Below are 17,807 nucleotides of genomic sequence, written 5' to 3'. Positions count from 1 at the left end.
GTGGACACCCTGTTGGAACGCTGGTGCGAAAACCGTCCATGGCATCGGGTGCTTTGCTGGTGTCTGAGTATTCTCTTTGCCGGGCTGGCCGCATGGAGCATGTTGCTCCGCCCAGTAGACAGGCTGTGTGCTGAACTCCAGCGGCAATTGATGCAGGATGCGCGGGCTAATGCATCGCTATGGCCCGCAGCCAGTAAGATACCTTTTAGCCCAGCCTCTCCGAAAGTGCAGGAGATGCAGCCCTTTTCACCGCTCGATTTTCAGGGGGACGGTATGAAATTGGTTCACTGGAAGCCGTCGCAAAGGGGAGGAGAACTGACGCTGGATGCTGAATGGCCGGCGATCCCGACCATTTTTTCCCTGCTGGCACAGCGGGATGTGCAGGTCGCGGCTTTCGCGATTGCGCCACAGGATGCGTTGTTACGCCTGCGGCTGGAGCTGGAGTCAGATCATGCGAAATAGTGTGCGTTGCTTGCTGGTTTGTTCGGTGCTGACATTGGCCGGTATGCGCGATCCGTTTCGCCCGCCGGACGATCCTTGCAGTCGTGGTCAACTGGTGCAGTGGCACTACCGCGGTATGGTGGCGGGTCATGAAACGGTTGGCATCTTACAGGATGGGCAAAAGCGCTGGTATCGCCTGAAAACGCATCAGCGCTTCCCGGTGGGCTGGCAGGTAAAAGCCATCAATGAGTCAGCACTGGTTGTTGATGTGGGTGACACATGTGAACCTGGACAATGGACGTGGCAACGAGAAGGAACGATTAAAAATGAACTTAAGGATAATGCTGTTGCTGCTGGCGTTCTGCCAACCGCTGTGGGCCACCGTACCAAAACCCGTCACGCTGGTGGTGGATGATGTTCCTGTGGTTCAGGTGCTACAGGCACTGGTCGCGCAGGAGAAGCGTAATCTGGTGGTATCACCGGATGTTAGCGGCTCGCTTTCACTTAACCTGACACGCGTCCCCTGGCGACAAGCGCTACAGACGGTGGTCACCAGCGCCGGGCTCGTTTTACGAGAGGAGGGTGGCATTTTTTATGTCCATACTGCGGCCTGGCAGCGCGAACAGCGGGAGCGTTCAGAGCAGGAGCGGACGCGTCGGCAGCTGGATGCCCCGCTGGTCTCACAAAGTCTCTCTTTTTCTTACGCCGATGCCGGGGAGTTACAAAAAGCAGCCGAAAAACTCCTGAGCCCAAAGGGAAGTTTATCACTCGACAAGCGCACTAACCGCCTGTTGGTTCGGGATAATAAGACGGTGGTGGATACGCTGCAGCGCTGGGCCGCTCAGATGGATATTCCCGTCGAGCAGGTAGAGCTTGCGGCGCATATTGTGACCATCAATGAAAAAAGCCTGCGTGAGCTAGGGGTGAAGTGGAATCTCGCCGACGCCACCGACGCGGGCAAAGTTGGTCAGCTCACCACTCTTGGCAGCGATCTTTCCGTAGCAAGCGCCACCAGCCACGTGGGTTTTAATATCGGGCGAATTAATGGTCGGCTGCTGGATCTGGAGTTGTCAGCACTGGAGCAAAAACAGCAGGTTGATATCATCGCCAGCCCGCGACTGCTGGCCTCGCACATGCAACCGGCCAGCATCAAACAGGGGAGTGAGATCCCGTATCAGGTCTCAAGCGGTGAAAGCGGGGCGACCTCCGTTGAGTTTAAAGAGGCGGTATTAGGGATGGAGGTGACGCCCGTGGTATTGCCGGGGGGACGCGTGCGTCTGAAATTACACATCAGTGAAAATATGCCGGGGCAGGTGCTTCAGCAGGCTGACGGTGAAACGCTGGCTATCGACAAACAGGAGATCGAAACGCAGGTGGAGGTAAAAAGCGGAGAAACACTGGCGCTGGGTGGAATTTTTTCGCAGAAGAACAAAACCGGCAGCGACAGCGTGCCGGGGCTGGGGAAAATCCCATGGCTTGGACAGCTTTTTCGTCATGATGGAAAAGACAACGAACGACGTGAGTTAGTGGTGTTTATTACACCACGTCTGGTCGGTATTCACTGACGGGTAACGATCCCCGCAATGATTTTGCATTCAGTTTGTTGCAGATGTTTGACGTGGGGCATGAATTAGCATACAAGGAGTACCGATTTGAGTTGGACTTACGTCTTATTACCTTATGCGCCCGGCGCGGTGATTTAATCAGTTGCCAAACAAGCCGGAGTATTGAGATAATTTTTAGTCTGACTCTCGCTCTATTGCATATGAGGTTTCAGTTCATGTCCTGCTACGCTGGGTGTCTGCGAAGCGGGGATTACCATTAACGAATAGTCTTAGTAGTACCGATAAAATGGCAGAGAAACGCAATATCTTTCTGGTTGGGCCTATGGGTGCCGGCAAAAGCACTATTGGGCGTCAGTTAGCTCAACAACTCAATATGGAATTTTACGATTCTGATCAAGAGATTGAGAAACGAACCGGAGCTGATGTGGGCTGGGTTTTCGACGTAGAAGGCGAAGAAGGTTTCCGTGACCGAGAAGAAAAAGTGATCAACGAACTCACGGAAAAACAGGGCATTGTGCTGGCAACAGGCGGCGGCTCTGTAAAATCTCGCGAAACCCGCAACCGTCTCTCCGCCCGTGGCGTAGTGGTCTATCTTGAAACGACCATCGAGAAACAGCTGGCACGTACGCAGCGTGATAAAAAGCGCCCGCTGCTGCAGGTTGAAACGCCACCACGCGAAGTTCTGGAAGCGTTGGCCGATGAACGCAATCCGCTGTACGAAGAGATTGCTGATGTGACCATTCGTACTGACGATCAGAGCGCTAAAGTGGTTGCAAACCAGATTATTCATATGCTGGAAAGCAACTGATTCTGGCTTTATATACACTCGCCTGCGGGTAAAAGCATTAAAGGTGGATGTCGCGTCATGGAGAGGATTACAGTTACTCTCGGGGAACGTAGTTACCCTATCACCATCGCGGCTGGTTTGTTTAACGACCCAGCTTCCTTTTTACCACTGAAAGCGGGTGATCAGGCGATGCTGGTCACCAACGAGACGCTGGCTCCGCTTTATCTTGACCGTGTACGCCACCTGCTAGAGCAGGCGGGCGTAAAAGTCGACAGTGTCATTCTGCCCGATGGCGAGCAGTATAAAAGTCTGACGGTACTGGATACCGTCTTTACCGCATTGCTGCAAAAACCGCATGGTCGCGATACAACATTGCTTGCCCTGGGCGGCGGTGTTGTGGGCGATCTCACCGGCTTTGCGGCTGCAAGCTATCAACGTGGTGTCCGTTTTATTCAGATTCCGACTACGTTGCTGTCTCAGGTCGACTCTTCTGTTGGCGGCAAAACTGCGGTCAACCATCCGCTTGGCAAAAACATGATTGGCGCATTCTACCAGCCCGCTTCGGTGGTGGTGGATCTCGACTGTCTGAAAACGCTGCCGAAGCGCGAGCTGGCTTCGGGTCTTGCTGAAGTGATCAAATACGGCATTATTCTGGATGGCGAGTTCTTTGACTGGCTTGAAGAGAATATGGATGCGTTGCTGCGCCTGGATGAGGCTAAACTGGCATATTGCATCCGTCGTTGTTGTGAGCTGAAAGCGGAAGTTGTCGCAGCAGACGAGCGTGAAACGGGCTTACGTGCTTTACTGAATCTTGGGCATACGTTTGGTCACGCGATTGAAGCCGAAATGGGTTACGGTAACTGGCTTCACGGCGAAGCGGTTGCTGCCGGAATGGTGATGGCTGCTCGCACCTCTGAACGTCTGGGGCAGTTTAAACCGGATGAAACGGCGCGCATCATCGCGCTGCTTGAGCGTGCAGGCTTGCCGGTGACCGGGCCGCAAGAGATGTCGGCACAAGCGTATTTACCCCACATGATGCGCGATAAAAAAGTATTGGCAGGTGAGATGCGTCTTGTACTCCCGCTTGCAATAGGGAAGAGTGAAGTGCGCGGCGGAGTGCCGCACGATGTCGTTCTTGGCGCTATCGCTGATTGTCAGCAGGCGTAACAACTAGAAAGGTCAGGCCGCTGTTGCAGGTGGTCGTTTAGCTTCAGGTGAAATGCAAAGTCGTTGGCATAAGCCTTTGAGTGGGGTGTTAAATGGATGAATTCAAACCAGAAGACGAGCTGAAACCCGATCCCAGCGATCGTCGTACTGGTCGTTCTCGTCAATCTTCAGAACGTGATAACGAGCCGCAGATCAATTTTGACGATGTTGATCTGGATGCAGACGATCGTCGCCCCTCGCGCAGCCGCAACGCGCACGATGAGCGAGCAGAAGAGGATTATGAGTCCGAAGAAGATTCAATGGACGAAGAGCCTGTAGAGCGTCGCCCGCGTAAACGTAAGAAAGCCGCTGCACCAAAACCGGCTTCCCGCCAGTATCTTATGATGGGGCTTGGCGTGTTGGTACTTGTGCTGCTGATTGTCGGCATTGGTTCTGCACTTAAAGCACCATCAACGAACTCAACCGAGCAAACCGCTTCCGCTGAGAAGAGCATCAACCTCTCCGGTAACGATGCGGCTAATCAGGCAAATGGCGCGCAGCCTGCACCGGGTACTACCCCTGCAGAGCAGACTGCAGGAAACACCACAGCACCACAGGATGTTTCTCTGCCGCCCGTTTCCTCAAACCCAGCTCAGAGCCAGGCACCTGTTACGCCTGAAGGCCAGCAGCGTGTAGAAGTTCAGGGAGACCTGAATAATGCACTGACGCAGCCGCAAAACCAGCAGCAGATGGATAACGCCGTGGTTAACTCCACGCTGCCAACTGAACCTGCAACCGTTGCCCCGGTTCGCGGTGGTAACGCTCAGCCGCAAACTGCTGCGACCGAAACCAAGCCGCGCCAGACGCAGACTGCAACACGTCCTGAACGTAAGCAGGCGGTGATTGAGCCTAAACGCGAAACTAAACCTCAGGCAGTGGTGAAAGCGCCTGAAGTGAAAGCTGTTCCGGCGCAGCCGAAACATACTGAAACGGCTGCGGTGAGCGAGCCAGCAAAAGCGCCAGTCACACAGACTGCGCCGAAAGCCACGGCGAGCACGACAGCACCGACGACGACTGCTGCACCTGCGGCATCTGCAACAGCCTCCAGCGCTGCAGCAGGCAAAACAGCAGGTAACGTAGGTTCGCTTAAAGCTGCACCTTCCAGCAACTACACGCTGCAGCTGAGCAGTTCGTCTAACTATGACAACCTCAACAGTTGGGCGAAGAAATCCAATCTGAAAAACTACGTGGTTTATCAGACGACCCGTAACGGTCAGCCGTGGTATGTGTTGGTCAGCGGCGTTTATACGTCTAAAGATGAAGCGAAGCGTGCCGTAGCGACGTTGCCTGCTGATGTTCAGGCGAAAAACCCGTGGGCGAAGCCGATTCATCAGGTTCAGGCCGATCTGAAGTAATGTTTAAAGCGCAGGATGCTGTCGGAGCTTTCTCCACAGCCGGAGAAGGTGTAATCAGTTAGTCAGCATGAAAAAAAATCGCGCTTTTCTGAAATGGGCAGGGGGGAAATACCCCCTGCTCGATGATATTAAAAAGCACCTGCCGAAAGGTGAGTGTCTTATCGAGCCCTTCGTGGGCGCGGGATCGGTGTTCCTGAACACCGATTTTTCTCGTTATATCCTGGCGGATATCAACAGCGACCTTATCAGCCTCTATAACATCGTCAAACTGCGTACCGATGAGTATGTCGCAGAGGCGCGTAAACTGTTTACGCCTGAGAACAATAACCCGGACATTTACTACCAGTTCCGCGCGGAGTTCAATCAGAGTGAGGATTCGTTCCGCCGGGCGTTGTTGTTCCTCTATCTTAACCGACATGGCTACAACGGCCTGTGTCGGTATAATCTTCGTGGTGAATTTAACGTGCCTTTTGGACGCTATAAGCGGCCGTATTTCCCACAGGACGAGCTGTATCACTTTGCTGAAAAAGCACAGAATGCTGAGTTTCACTGTCTCTCCTATGAAGAGTGTATGGAACTGGCAGGCGTAAATTCGGTGGTTTACTGTGACCCCCCTTACGCGCCGCTGTCTGCGACGGCGAATTTCACTGCCTATCACACCAACAGCTTCAGCCCTGCCGAGCAGGCGCGCCTGGCTGAGATGGCGGAAAAGCTGGTCAGCAAAAGAATTCCAGTGTTAATTTCGAATCACGACACGCCTGATACGCGCGAATGGTACAAAGCCGCGAAGCATTTTCAGGTTAAGGTGCGGCGTAGCATCAGCAGCAACGGCGGCACACGTAAAAAGGTGGACGAACTCCTGGCTCTTTATCGCCCCTGAGCCGTTTTGCCCGCCGGTAAACACATTTCAAGGAGAAGCGGATGAAACAGTTTTTGATTGCTCCCTCAATTCTGTCGGCCGATTTTGCCCGCCTGGGTGAAGACACTGCCAACGCACTGGCGGCAGGCGCGGATGTCGTCCATTTCGACGTGATGGATAACCACTACGTTCCTAACCTGACCATCGGTCCGATGGTGCTCAAGGCGCTGCGTAACTATGGCATTACCGCCCCGATCGACGTACACCTGATGGTGAAACCGGTTGACCGCATCGTGCCGGATTTTGCCGCAGCGGGAGCCAGCATCATCACCTTCCACCCGGAAGCCTCTGAACATGTGGATCGCACGCTGCAGCTGATCAAAGAGAACGGCTGTAAGGCGGGTCTGGTGTTTAACCCGGCAACGCCGCTGAGCTATCTTGATTATGTGATGGATAAGCTGGACGTAATTTTGCTGATGTCCGTTAACCCAGGCTTTGGTGGCCAGTCGTTCATTCCTCACACGCTGGATAAGCTGCGTGAAGTGCGTCGTCGTATTGATGAATCAGGCTACGACATTCGTCTGGAAGTGGATGGCGGTGTGAAAGTGAATAACATTGGTGAAATTGCGGCAGCGGGCGCGGATATGTTCGTTGCAGGTTCGGCAATTTTCGACCAACCGGATTACAAAAAAGTCATTGATGAAATGCGCCGTGAACTGGCGAAGGTAAGTCATGGATAAATTGCAGACAATTCGGGGTGTGGCATTCGACCTCGACGGCACGCTGGTCGACAGCGCGCCGGGCTTAACAAGCGCCGTTGATCAGGCGCTGTATGCGCTTGAACTCCCCGTTGCGGGTGAAGAGCGCGTGGTAACGTGGATCGGCAACGGCGCTGACGTGCTGATGGAGCGTGCGTTGACGTGGGCTCGCCAGGAGCGTGCGTCGCAGCGTTCGGCGCAGGGTAAACCGAGCGTCGATCACGCCGACATCCCGAAGGACGAGCAACTGCGTATTCTGCGCAAACTGTTCGATCGTTTCTATGAAGAGACCGTCGAGGAAGGGAGTTTCCTGTTCCCGGACGTCCAGGAAACCCTGAGCACACTGCATGCGAAAGGCATCCCGCTGGGACTGGTAACCAACAAGCCAACGCCGTTTGTTGCACCTCTGCTTGAAGCGCTGGATATCGCGAAGTATTTCACCGTCATTGTCGGCGGTGATGACGTGCAAAACAAAAAGCCGCATCCGGAACCGCTTCTGCTGGTGGCAGGAAAATTATCCTTAACGCCTGCGGAGCTGCTCTTTGTTGGTGATTCACGCAATGATATTCTGGCTGCCCGGGCGGCTGGGTGTCCTTCCGTCGGGTTAACCTACGGCTACAACTACGGTGAGGCCATCACGCTAAGTGAGCCGGACGTCGTGTTTGACCACTTCAAAGATTTGTTGCCCGTACTCGGGCTTTCACACAGTGAACATCAGGAATTGAATAATGACTAAGCCCATCGTTTTTAGTGGCGCACAGCCTTCAGGTGAATTGACCATTGGTAACTACATGGGTGCGTTACGTCAGTGGGTCAGCATGCAGGATGATTACCATTGCATTTATTGCATCGTCGATCTCCATGCGATTACCGCGCGTCAGGATCCTGAGAAACTGCGTAAAGCCACGCTGGATACCCTGGCGCTGTATCTGGCCTGCGGCATCGATCCTGAGAAGAGCACCATTTTCGTTCAGTCTCACGTGCCAGAGCACGCTCAGCTGGGCTGGGCGCTGAACTGCTACACCTATTTCGGTGAGCTGAGCCGCATGACTCAGTTCAAGGATAAATCTGCACGCTATTCTGAAAACATCAACGCCGGCCTGTTTGACTATCCGGTACTGATGGCTGCAGACATTCTGCTGTATCAGACTAACCAGGTTCCTGTTGGTGAAGACCAGAAGCAGCACCTTGAGCTGAGCCGTGATATTGCCCAGCGCTTTAATGCGATTTATGGCGATGTGTTCAAGGTACCAGAGCCATTCATTCCGAAATCTGGCGCACGCGTGATGTCACTGCTGGAACCGACCAAAAAGATGTCCAAGTCTGACGATAACCGCAACAACGTTATCGGCCTGCTGGAAGATCCGAAATCGGTCGTGAAAAAGCTTAAGCGTGCGGTAACTGATTCTGACGAGCCGCCTGTCGTGCGCTACGACGTGCAGAACAAAGCGGGCGTGTCCAACCTGCTGGATATTCTCTCCGGGGTTACTGGTCAGAGCATTCCTGAGCTGGAACAGCATTTTGAAGGCAAGATGTACGGCCACCTGAAAGGTGAAGTGGCGGATGCCGTTTCTGGCATGCTGACTGAGCTGCAGGAGCGCTATAACCGCTATCGTAATGACGAAGCTTTCCTGCAGAAGGTGATGAAAGACGGCGCGGAAAAAGCCAGTGCGCGCGCATCTGAAACCCTGAAAGCGGTGTATGAAGCGATTGGGTTTGTGGGTAAGCCTTAAGTAAAAGCAAAACGGTAACCACGTTACCGTTTTTAGGGTTTGTTCCCTCTCCCCGTGGGAGAGGGCCAGGGTGAGGGCATCAGGCCGCACTTCCCTAAATAAAAAACCGGGACATTCCCGGTTTTTTTACGCCTGAAAAACGCTTACTGCTGTGCCGCCGGGCCGCAACCACCGATGATCTTCGAAATGGAGATCGCCGGGTGCAGCAGATAATCGTAGCTGCAGTTATTTTTCGTGTTTTCTACACGACCGGTGCAAGCCGTCAGAGTCGATAACAGGCCGACCAGAACGGCGGCTTTTGCCAGTTTAAACATACGCATTCCTTGTCTGAAAACGAAAATGAGATGTAACTCAAGGGAATAAAGGGGAAAGTTCCACTTCGGGGCGGTATGTTATCGACAGCAGTAAGAGGGGAGTAGTCCGCTTAAAGACTACTCAGGGAAGGAATAATATGCGTCAGTGGTTGGAGAACCAGTTGAGTTTACCGCGCAGTTCCACCACGCGACCCACTACAATCAGCGCCGGGCTCTCAACCTGTTGTGCCAGTTCACCAAGCTGCGTAAGCACGCCATTTACCACGCGCTGCGTAATGGCGGTACCGTTTTCCACCAGTGCGACGGGCATATCTGCATCCATGCCGTGCTCCAGCAGTTTCGCCTGAATTGTGGCGGCCTGGTTCAGCCCCATATAGAACACCAGCGTCTGTTTTTCTGCGGCCAGGTTATGCCAGTCCAGCTCGCTGCCGGTTTTCAGGTGGCCCGTCACCAGACGCACGCTCTGAGCGTAGTCCCGGTGTGTCAGTGGAATGCCTGAGTAGGCTGAGCAACCGGATGCTGCCGTAATGCCGGGCACGACAGAGAACGGAATACCCGCGTCACACAGGGTTTCCAGCTCTTCACCGCCACGGCCAAAGATAAACGGATCACCACCTTTCAGACGCACCACGCGTTTTCCCTTTTGCGCCTCGCGCAGCAGGATCTGGTTAATCTCTTCCTGCGGCACGCAATGGTAGCCCGCGCGTTTGCCCACGAAAACACGGTCGGCGTCGCGGCGAACCAGGTTCATGATGTCATCGGAGACCAGGCGATCGTAAACCACAGTATCGGCCTGCTGGAGCTGCTGGAGACCTTTCAGCGTCAGCAAGCCAGCATCTCCCGGCCCTGCCCCCACCAGCACCACTTCGCCGCGGTGATCCAGCGGTTCGCTCAGCAACTGTTCGGTCGTCTCTTCAACGGCTTTCGTGTCCTGATTCGCCAGCGACTGCGCCAGCCTGTCGTTGACAAAGAATTTTTCCCAGAACCGACGTCGCTCAGCTACGGTTGCGAAGGTTTGCTTCACGCGTGAACGCAGCTGCCCGGCATAATGCGCAATCTGACCAAGATGCTGTGGCAGCACAGCCTCCAGTTTTTCCCGCAGCAGGCGAGCAAGTACCGGCGAGCGGCCACCGGACGACACCGCAATCATCAGCGGGGAACGGTCGATAATCGACGGCATGATGAAGCTGGCTTCTTTCGGCGCATCCACCACGTTGCAGAAGATACGGCGTACCTCACAGGCATCGCTCACGCGTTGGTTCACTTCATCGTCGTCCGTTGCGGCAATCGTCAGCCAGCAGGTATCCAGCAGGGATTCATTAAACTCACCCTGCTCCAGCGTGAGCATTCCTGCCTGGGCCCAGACCTCAAACTGTGGGGCAAAGTCGAGGGCGTTGACGGTCAAACGGGCACCCGCTTCTAATAGCAGGCGCGCTTTGCGTTCGGCCACATCGCCGCCGCCCACGAGCAGGCAGTCGCGGTTGCGTAATTGACAAAAAATCGGCAGGTGATCCACGACGTTACCTCGCAGCATTTATGGAAGGGGTAAGAATTGACGTCAGGATAACAGCAGGGATCGTAAGGAACATACGAATTTCCTGCCGTTATCCCTAAAAGGGCGGAGGTTAGCCTTTCAGCTGCACCATGCCATCCTTCACGCGGGCGTCGTAGTGCTTCACAGAGCGGCTCTCATCTTCCATGCAATATCCATCGCTTAAGCGGAAACGCTGCTTTTTCAACGGGCTTGCGACCCACAGTTCGCCCTGGTGCTCGGCAATCAACCCGCGGGACAGCACGCTGGCCTCAAAGAACGGGTCGATATTGCTGATGGCAAAAACCTGTTCGTCGTGGCGAGGGCGGAAAATCGCGACCTGCTCTTTACCCAGCAGCGCGCAGACGCCGGTGGCAGGCAGGATGTCATTAATATTGCAGATGTTTACCCACTGGCTCATGCGTTTTCCTCCACCAGAGTCACCGGAATACGTTCATACGGTGTCGCCGGACGATGCTGTTCACGCTCCGGCACAACCTGTACGTTCGGGTCGCGCTGGGTGCTGTTGATAAAGTGTTTGAAGCGCGTCTGTGCCGCCGGGGTGTTCACGGTTTCAGTCCATTCGCAAATCACCGCGTCGCGCAGGCGAGCCATCTCGGCTTCAAGCTGTTCGTTTAGGCCCAGTTTGTCGTCGATGATGACTGACTTCAGGTAGTCGATGCCGCCTTCCAGGTTGTCCAGCCAGGAAGCGGTACGGGTCAGCTTGTCGGCGGTACGGATGTAGAACATCATGAAGCGGTCGAGATACTGAATCAGCGTATCGTGGTCGAGATCCGCTGCCAGCAGGTCTGCGTGGCGTGGTTTCATCCCGCCGTTACCGCACACGTACAAGTTCCAGCCTTTCTCAGTGGCAATAATACCCACGTCTTTACCCTGCGCTTCCGCACATTCACGGGTACAGCCGGAGACGCCAAACTTCATTTTGTGCGGTGTACGGATGCCTTTGTAGCGATTTTCCAGCTCCACGCCGAAGCCCACGCTGTCGCCCACGCCGTAGCGGCACCAGGTGCTACCCACGCAGGTTTTGGCCATACGCAGCGCTTTGGCATACGCATGACCGGTTTCGAAGCCCGCTTCAATCAGCTGACGCCAGATTTCTGGCAGGTCGTCCTTCTGCGCACCAAACAGGCCGATACGCTGGGAACCGGTGATTTTGGTGTACAGGTTAAATTCACGTGCGATGCGACCTACGGCGACCAGCCCTTCCGGGGTGATTTCACCACCGGCAGAGCGTGGGATAACGGAATAGGTCCCGTCTTTCTGGATGTTTGCCAGGAAGTTGTCGTTGGTGTCCTGAAGCGGCGTATGTTCTGGTTTGAGAACGTACTCATTCCAGCAGGAGGCCAGCAGAGAACCGACGGTCGGTTTACACACTTCGCAGCCATAACCCTGGCCGTGTTTTACCAGCAGTTCGTCGAAGGATTTGATGCCCTCCACGCGGATCAGATGGTAAAGCTCCTGGCGAGAGTAAGAGAAGTGTTCGCACAGGTTGTTGTTCACTTCGATGCCCTGTTTCGCCAGTTCGGCGTTCAGCACCTGGGTGACCAGTGGAATACAACCGCCGCAGCCGGTACCGGCTTTGGTTTCCGCTTTCAGTGCCGCCACGGTGTGGCAACCTTTGTTGATAGCGGAAATCAACATGCCTTTGGTGACGTCGAAGCAGGAGCAAATTTGCGCGCTGTCTGGCAGTTTATCGACGCCGATAGACGGTTTGCCGCTGGAGGCGTGAGCAGGCAGGATCAGGGCGTCCGGGTTTTCCGGCAGCTCGATGGCGTTCAGCACCAGTTGCAGCAGGTTGCCATAATCGCTGGTGTCACCCACCAGCACCGCGCCGAGTAGAGTTTTATTATCCTGGCTGACGATGAGTCGTTTGTAGACCTCTTTGCTTTCGTCGAGGTAGACGTAGCTGCGCGAGTTCGGGGTACGACCGTGCGCATCGCCAATACCGCCAACGTCTACGCCCAGCAGCTTCAGCTTGGCGCTCATGTCTGCGCCTTCGAAGGCGTTCTCCGTTCCAAGGATATGGTCAACGGCAACCTGCGCCATTTTGTAGCCGGGGGCGACCAGCCCGTACACGCGGTTGTTCCAGCTGGCGCACTCGCCAATTGCGTAGATGTCCGGGTCAGAGGTCTGGCAGGTATCGTTAATCATGATACCGCCGCGCTGAGCAACGGCCAGTCCACACTGGTTAGCCAGCTTGTCGCGCGGACGTATCCCGGTGGAGAAGACGATAAAGTCCACTTCAAGCTCGCTGCCGTCGGCAAAACGCATGGTTTTGCGCGCTTCAGTGCCTTCCTGGACGATCTCTTTGGTGTTTTTGCTGGTGTGAACCTTCACGCCCATGCTTTCGATTTTACGACGTAACTGGTCACCACCCATGTGGTCCAGCTGCTCGGCCATCAGCATCGGGGCAAATTCGATGACGTGAGTTTCAACGCCGAGGTTTTTCAGTGCGCCTGCGGCTTCCAGACCCAGCAGGCCGCCACCAACTACTGCACCGCGTTTGCTGCGACGTGCACAGTTTTCAATGGCTTTGAGGTCTTCAATGGTACGGTAGACGAAGCAATCCTGGGTTTCCGAGCCTTTGATTGGCGGGATCCACGGATAGGAGCCCGTCGCCATGATCAGCTTGTCGTAAAAAACCGTGCGTCCGGCGCTGGAGTGGATCACTTTTTCCTGGCGGTTGATGGTGATAGCGCGTTCTCCCACCAGTACTTTTACGCCATGCTTCTCGTAGAAACCCTCACGCACCAGAGAGAGCTCTTCAGCGGTATGATGTGAGAAGTAGGAAGACAGGTGCACACGGTCGTACGCCTTGCGGGGTTCTTCACAGAACACGGTAATGTCGAACTGGGCAGCGTCAGCTTTATCGAGAAGATCCTCAATAAAGCGGTGGCCGACCATGCCGTTACCGATGATAGCGAGTCTGACTTTGCTCATTATTGCCTCGATTTCTTTTCTATTACTGCCTACCTTAACGATTCAGCTATGGCGATTATTGATGCAAATCAAATACGTCTTCGCCTACTCCTTAGGTGGTATGCGACTGATTTGTCAGGGTTTTTATAAGTGGCGGAAATCGAAGGCTTTTCGTTGTCGTTGAATTTGTGTACAACTCAGGGACGATCGTTGAAAAATCGGTACGCCTGAATATCAGCTGCGTTTTTTAGGGGAAAGGTATGTCTACAACACCGTTATGGCTAGTTCAGAATGTTCGTTTACCGGGTCGGGAAGGGCTGTGGCAACTCGCCATTGAGAACGGGCGATTTGGTGACATTACCCCAATGGACGATACCCACGCCGAAAGTTATGAAGTCTTAAATGCCCGTGGAGGGCTGGCGATCCCGCCGTTTATTGAGCCGCATATTCATCTTGATACAACCCAGACGGCAGGCGAGCCGAACTGGAACCAGTCCGGCACGCTGTTTGAAGGGATTGAGCGCTGGGCGGAGCGTAAGGCGTTGCTCAGCCATGACGATGTCAAAGCGCGTGCCTGGAAAACGCTGAAGTGGCAAATTGCCAACGGCATTCAGTTTGTTCGCACCCATGTGGATGTCTCCGACCCGACGCTTACCGCTCTTAAGGCGATGCTGGAGGTGAAACAGGAGGTTGCCCCGTGGGTGACGCTGCAAATTGTCGCGTTCCCGCAGGAAGGTATTCTTTCGTACCCGAACGGCGCGGCGCTGCTGGAAGAGGCGTTAAAACTGGGGGCTGACGTGGTGGGGGCGATCCCGCACTTCGAATTCACCCGGGAATATGGCGTGCAGTCTCTGCATATCGCCTTCGAGCTGGCGAAGAAATATGACCGCCCGCTGGATATCCACTGTGATGAAATCGACGACGAGCAGTCCCGCTTTGTGGAGACGGTCGCCACGCTGGCGTATGAGGCCGGTATTGGTGCGCAGGTAACGGCCAGCCATACCACCGCTATGCACTCTTACAACGGTGCATACACCTCGCGGCTGTTCCGACTGCTGAAGATGTCGGGCATTAACTTTGTGGCGAATCCGCTGGTGAACATTCATCTGCAGGGACGCTTTGACGACTATCCGAAGCGTCGCGGCATCACCAGGGTGAAGGAGCTGCAGGAAGCGGGCATCAACGTCTGCTTCGGCCATGATGATGTGTTTGACCCGTGGTACCCGCTCGGCACCGGCAACATGCTGCAGGTGCTGTATATGGGACTGCATGTTTGCCAGATGATGGGCTATCCGCAAATCGACAGCGGGCTGAACTTGATTACACACAACAGTGCCAGAACCTTTGGTCTGAGTGATTACGGTATCGCAACGGGGAACCCGGCAAACCTGATAATCCTGCCGGCAGAGAGCGGATTTGAAGCGGTGCGCTGCCAGGTGCCGGTGCGCTGGTCGATTCGTCAGGGGCGGATTATTGCCACCACGCAGCTGGCGCAGACGTGGATCCAGATGGACAGCGGTGGGGAAGAGGTGAGCTTTGCCAGAAACAGCCCCTCTGCTTAAGCAAAGGGGCAAGGCGATTAGTGAGAAGCTGCCGCCACGTTATGCTGGCGGTGGCGGGTCACGAAGCCCAGGACGAGGCACATGATAAACACCACGGCATACAGACCGTTCGCGGTGTGCAGCGCTGCCAGAGGACCGCTGTGCGCTACAATCGGGCCCGTGACGACGAAGGTCAGCATGGTGCCGATGGTGCCGCAGGTCAGCACGAAGTTTACCAGTTTTGGCGAGGCCACTTTCGTCTGCAGCGAGCCCAGGGTAATGATGGACGTGTAAATCGCGCTGGAGAAGAAGCCCAGGGTCAGAATGAACCACGGCATATGTTCCGGCGACCCGTTAATGAACAGGTACATCAGCACGGTTGCCAGGCCTGCCAGCACGGTCAGAATGCGCTGCAGGTCGAAGAAGCGCAGGATGAAGCTAAACGCCCACATGCCGAACATGTAAGACATCCAGAAATCGCTCACCAGTTTGCCCGCATCGTTCAGGCTCATGCCCAGACCTTTAGCGTATTCCGGTACCCAGGAGATAAAGCCCAACTGACCCAGGATGTAGCACAGGGCGGCAATAGAGAGGAACAGCACGCCGATACCCCATTTCTCTTTCGCGACAGGTTCTGCCGTGGTCTGCGCTTTTTTACCCAGCACCGGGAATTCACAGCCGAAGGTCAGAATAAAGATCGCCACGTAGACCAGCCCGATGCAGGCATATACCCAGTACCACTCAATGCTGCGTGCCAGCAGAACGGCGGCAACCATCGGGAAAATCATCCCGGCCATGCTGAAGAAGGAGTCAGTAAACAGCAGACGTGCGCCGCGCTGACGGCCTTCATACATATGGGTAATGAGGAACGTACCGATCGACATGGTGATCCCGCTGACCAGACCGAGCACAAACATGGCGGCGGAGAACAGGGCGATGCTGTGGCTCAACATCAGACCCGCCACGGCGGCGACCATCAGCACAAAGCCAAAACGCAGCTGCGTTTTCAGCGGAACAATTTCCATCAGCCAGGCATTCAGGAAGATAGAAATCAGGATCCCCGCGTTGAGGAAGGTGAAAGTGTTACTCATGCTGGATACGGGCAGCTGGAAGTAGTCTGCGATATTCCCCATCACCATCCCGGTGACGATCACCAACGCGCCGGTCAGGGCGTAGGAGAAGAAGCTGATCCATGTGAGCTTGATGCGATTGCTGTTAGTCATGTCTGGCCTGTTCAAAAAAGAAAAGCGCCCAGGGGGCGCTGAGAGCGGGCAGATTTTAGACATTAAAGTGATCCATTCATATCTTTTAAGAGAAATTAGAACTTCATTGCATGATTTTGTGTGATGGCGATCACAAAATATGGCGCTAAAGCCAACCGTTTGCGTGGTTACAACTGTTTCAATTTCGTAAAATTAGGTAAAAGGCTGGTCTCCGTTCATACTGCTCTTTAGAATCATGCCATTCGCTTTTTATACTGCGCTTTGTTAAGGAATTCTCATGCTCAAATCAACACTGGCGGCTGTCGCAGCTGTGTTTGCTCTTTCTGCCGTTTCCCCTGCTGCGCTGGCAGCAAAAGGGGACCCTCACGTTCTGCTGACCACCTCCGCCGGGAACATTGAGCTGGAACTGAATAGCCAGAAAGCTCCGGTTTCTGTGAAAAACTTCCTCGACTACGTGAACAGTGGTTTCTATAACAACACCACCTTCCACCGCGTGATCCCGGGCTTTATGGTGCAGGGCGGCGGTTTCAACGAGCAGATGCAGCAGAAGCAGCCAAACCCGCCTATTAAAAACGAAGCGGACAACGGCCTGCTGAACAAGCGCGGCACTATCTCAATGGCGCGTACCGCAGACAAAGATAGCGCGACCAGCCAGTTCTTCCTCAACGTGGCGGATAACGCCTTCCTCGACCACGGTCAGCGTGACTTTGGCTATGCGGTCTTCGGTAAAATTGTGAAAGGGATGGACGTGGCTGATAAGATTTCTCAGGTGCCTACCCATGATGTCGGTCCGTACCAGAATGTGCCGTCAAAACCTGTCGTGATCCTCTCAGCAAAAGTTCTGCCATAACCTTCTTCAACACGGGCAATGCTCGCCCGTGTTGTGACCCTCCCTGCGAAAGCGCGTTTTGCTGCTTATACTTGTGGCAAACGGACTATTCAGGGAGGCGTTAAGTGAAAAAACTCACCGACAAGCAAAAATCCCGTCTCTGGGAGCAGCAGCGTAACGTCAATCTACAGGCCAGTTGCCTCCTTGAAAAAGGTAATGGTCCCTCAGAACCCCATATTGAGACACTGGAGCTTGGGCCTTCCGCGCCCGGGTTACCCCATCTGTGCCTTATTCATCGCCATTTATATCGCAGTGAAATGAAGCGGGCAGGCGAGTTTCGTACCGATGATATTTTTAAAGGTGATATTCCGTTCTGCCATTTCGAATACATCGAGAAGATGGGCAATGAACTGATGGCGGCGCTGGAAAGTGATAAGTATCTCGTGGGTCTTGAGAAAGCGGCGTTTGTTGACAGAGTTAGCCACTATTACTGCGAAATCAACATGCTGCATCCGTTTATGCGCGGCAACGGTATTGCCCAACGCGTTTTCTTCGAGCAACTGGCGATCCACGCCGGTTACACGCTGGACTGGCGTGATATCGATCCGGAGCAATGGGTGGTGGCCAACCAGAATGGCGCAATGGGGGATTTGACGGCTCTGAATACTATCTTTGCCAAAGTAGTGAGCGAAGCACGGGAAACTGAGTAGAATAGGGCGGCATTT

General features: G+C 54.5%; 18 protein-coding genes. 13 read left to right on the top strand and 5 right to left on the bottom strand.

The genetic code is table 11. From position 1 onward, the window contains the following. The 10 genes from ACJ9Y9_RS22240 to trpS all read left to right on the top strand — a co-directional run bounded on the left by ACJ9Y9_RS22240 (window position 1) and on the right by trpS (window position 8,704). The gene (locus ACJ9Y9_RS22240; RefSeq protein ID WP_028018019.1) at window positions 1-462 is read left to right on the top strand and encodes a hypothetical protein; all 462 of its coding nucleotides are present in this window, start codon (window positions 1-3) and stop codon (window positions 460-462) included. After that, window positions 452-856 (top strand): HofP DNA utilization family protein, encoded by a 405-nt coding sequence (locus tag ACJ9Y9_RS22235; RefSeq protein ID WP_028018018.1) that lies wholly within the window; start codon window positions 452-454, stop codon window positions 854-856. The genes ACJ9Y9_RS22240 and ACJ9Y9_RS22235 overlap by 11 nt, the downstream gene beginning before the upstream one ends. After that, window positions 783-2,006, top strand: a complete 1,224-nt coding sequence (hofQ, locus tag ACJ9Y9_RS22230; protein ID WP_375294217.1) for a DNA uptake porin HofQ — start codon at window positions 783-785, stop codon at window positions 2,004-2,006. The genes ACJ9Y9_RS22235 and hofQ overlap by 74 nt, the downstream gene beginning before the upstream one ends. 286 nt (window positions 2,007-2,292) lie before the next feature. Next, window positions 2,293-2,814: a shikimate kinase AroK gene (gene aroK / locus ACJ9Y9_RS22225; protein WP_003861630.1), complete on the top strand. Its 522-nt coding sequence runs from the start codon at window positions 2,293-2,295 to the stop codon at window positions 2,812-2,814. Window positions 2,815-2,871: 57 nt separating this feature from the next. Then, complete coding sequence (gene aroB / locus ACJ9Y9_RS22220; RefSeq protein ID WP_028018016.1) at window positions 2,872-3,960, top strand: 3-dehydroquinate synthase; 1,089 nt, start codon at window positions 2,872-2,874, stop codon at window positions 3,958-3,960. 92 nt (window positions 3,961-4,052) lie between these two features. Then, window positions 4,053-5,354 carry a cell division protein DamX gene (gene damX / locus ACJ9Y9_RS22215; protein WP_028018015.1) on the top strand — a complete coding sequence of 434 codons (1,302 nt, stop codon included), beginning with the start codon at window positions 4,053-4,055 and terminating at the stop codon, window positions 5,352-5,354. 67 nt (window positions 5,355-5,421) lie between these two features. Next, complete coding sequence (gene dam / locus ACJ9Y9_RS22210) at window positions 5,422-6,234, top strand: adenine-specific DNA-methyltransferase (RefSeq protein WP_028018014.1); 813 nt, start codon at window positions 5,422-5,424, stop codon at window positions 6,232-6,234. A gap of 41 nt (window positions 6,235-6,275) precedes the next feature. Next, window positions 6,276-6,953 carry a ribulose-phosphate 3-epimerase gene (gene rpe / locus ACJ9Y9_RS22205; RefSeq protein ID WP_008503032.1) on the top strand — a complete coding sequence of 226 codons (678 nt, stop codon included), beginning with the start codon at window positions 6,276-6,278 and terminating at the stop codon, window positions 6,951-6,953. Beyond that, window positions 6,946-7,707: a phosphoglycolate phosphatase gene (gene gph / locus ACJ9Y9_RS22200; protein WP_028018013.1), complete on the top strand. Its 762-nt coding sequence runs from the start codon at window positions 6,946-6,948 to the stop codon at window positions 7,705-7,707. The genes rpe and gph overlap by 8 nt, the downstream gene beginning before the upstream one ends. Further along, window positions 7,700-8,704, top strand: a complete 1,005-nt coding sequence (gene trpS, locus ACJ9Y9_RS22195; RefSeq protein ID WP_028018012.1) for a tryptophan--tRNA ligase — start codon at window positions 7,700-7,702, stop codon at window positions 8,702-8,704. Before gph ends, trpS begins: the two co-directional genes overlap by 8 nt. A gap of 143 nt (window positions 8,705-8,847) precedes the next feature. Here the strand turns inward: trpS and ACJ9Y9_RS22190 are convergent, their stop codons facing one another. From ACJ9Y9_RS22190 to nirB, 4 genes are all read right to left on the bottom strand, one after another. Continuing rightward, on the bottom strand, window positions 8,848-9,018 hold the full coding sequence (locus tag ACJ9Y9_RS22190) for a YhfL family protein (RefSeq protein ID WP_028018011.1): 171 nt from the start codon (window positions 9,016-9,018) through the stop codon (window positions 8,848-8,850). A 142-nt stretch (window positions 9,019-9,160) separates the two neighbouring features. Continuing rightward, window positions 9,161-10,534, bottom strand: coding sequence for a siroheme synthase CysG (gene cysG, locus ACJ9Y9_RS22185; protein WP_028018010.1), 1,374 nt, complete (start codon window positions 10,532-10,534; stop codon window positions 9,161-9,163). A 109-nt stretch (window positions 10,535-10,643) separates the two neighbouring features. Continuing rightward, a complete protein-coding gene (nirD, locus tag ACJ9Y9_RS22180) occupies window positions 10,644-10,970 on the bottom strand; it encodes a nitrite reductase small subunit NirD (RefSeq protein ID WP_028018009.1) in 327 nt (108 codons plus the stop codon). Further along, entirely contained in the window at window positions 10,967-13,510 is a 2,544-nt protein-coding gene (gene nirB, locus ACJ9Y9_RS22175; RefSeq protein ID WP_028018008.1) for a nitrite reductase large subunit NirB, read from the bottom strand. Before nirB ends, nirD begins: the two co-directional genes overlap by 4 nt. Before the next feature lie 239 nt (window positions 13,511-13,749). On the opposite strand from nirB, the gene ACJ9Y9_RS22170 reads away from it, so the two are divergent. Then, on the top strand, window positions 13,750-15,051 hold the full coding sequence (locus ACJ9Y9_RS22170) for a cytosine deaminase (RefSeq protein WP_028018007.1): 1,302 nt from the start codon (window positions 13,750-13,752) through the stop codon (window positions 15,049-15,051). Between the two features lie 17 nt (window positions 15,052-15,068). Here ACJ9Y9_RS22170 and tsgA read toward each other — a convergent pair whose 3' ends face one another. Then, complete coding sequence (tsgA, locus tag ACJ9Y9_RS22165) at window positions 15,069-16,253, bottom strand: MFS transporter TsgA (RefSeq protein ID WP_028018006.1); 1,185 nt, start codon at window positions 16,251-16,253, stop codon at window positions 15,069-15,071. Window positions 16,254-16,530: 277 nt separating this feature from the next. Here tsgA and ppiA point away from each other — a divergent pair, with 277 nt between their 5' ends. Beyond that, window positions 16,531-17,103, top strand: a complete 573-nt coding sequence (gene ppiA / locus ACJ9Y9_RS22160) for a peptidylprolyl isomerase A (RefSeq protein WP_023309471.1) — start codon at window positions 16,531-16,533, stop codon at window positions 17,101-17,103. 104 nt (window positions 17,104-17,207) lie between these two features. Then, window positions 17,208-17,792: a putative adenosine monophosphate-protein transferase Fic gene (locus ACJ9Y9_RS22155; protein ID WP_028018005.1), complete on the top strand. Its 585-nt coding sequence runs from the start codon at window positions 17,208-17,210 to the stop codon at window positions 17,790-17,792. Window positions 17,793-17,807 lie beyond the last annotated feature (15 nt).

The sequence above is a fragment of the Enterobacter sp. CPE_E1241 genome (assembly GCF_045618265.1).
Taxonomy (GTDB): Bacteria; Pseudomonadota; Gammaproteobacteria; order Enterobacterales; family Enterobacteriaceae; genus Enterobacter; species Enterobacter adelaidei.
Note: the sequence above shows the minus strand (reverse complement) of the source record. Positions and strands in the feature narration are given on the sequence as shown.